The 628-nt window shown below is 50.5% G+C and carries 1 protein-coding gene and 1 pseudogene; both read left to right on the top strand.

All coding sequences use genetic code 11. The features are described from left to right. A pseudogene (locus R7Q11_RS27365) lies at window positions 1–199 on the top strand (3-phenylpropionate MFS transporter); the annotation flags it as partial. 121 nt (window positions 200–320) lie between these two features. After that, window positions 321–628 (top strand): hypothetical protein (locus R7Q11_RS27360; protein WP_225467132.1); only part of this gene is annotated, 308 nt, incomplete at its 3' end.

The raw sequence follows: 628 nt of genomic DNA, 5'->3' as shown, positions 1-628 counted from the left end.
ATACAACGCGATCCCGCTTGGCGCATTTATCGCGCTGATGACGGTGCTCAGTGGTTGGGGGTACGAGCACTGGGGCGCGCTGGTGTTCTGGGGTATGGCGGCAATGGGCCTATTGGCGCTGTTCATCAAATTGGACCCTCAAGAGCCTAGCCACAACGTGGTGGATGTGTCTGAAAAGGCACTTGAAACACAGAATTAGACTTCTGTGACAAAGGTTAAAAACTAATCTTTGTCTCCATTGTGAAAGCAGTGTTAAATGAAACCTCTCCCTCAAGGAGAGGTTTTTTATTTTCTGTAAGAAAAGCTAGAAAGGATATCGGATGCAAGGATGGCTGGTGGTTCCCGTTTCTTTGGCGTACTTGGGAGCCCTATTTATAATCGCGTGGTACGGAGACATACAGAAGCGCTGGCTCGCCCGTTGGCGACCGTGGATTTATAGTCTCTCGATTGCGGTGTACTGTACCTCGTGGACCTTCTACGGCACGGTCGGACAGGCGAGCAGCAATCCTTGGTCTTTCTTGCCCATCTATATCGCGCCGATTTTGGTGTTTACCATCGGATGGCGGGTTCTGGCTCGACTCATTCTGATCGCGAAGCGCGAACACATCACTTCCATCGCTGATTTTAT

Source organism: Vibrio sp. 970 (assembly GCF_033339075.1).
This window is presented reverse-complemented; position numbering and strand designations above follow the sequence as displayed.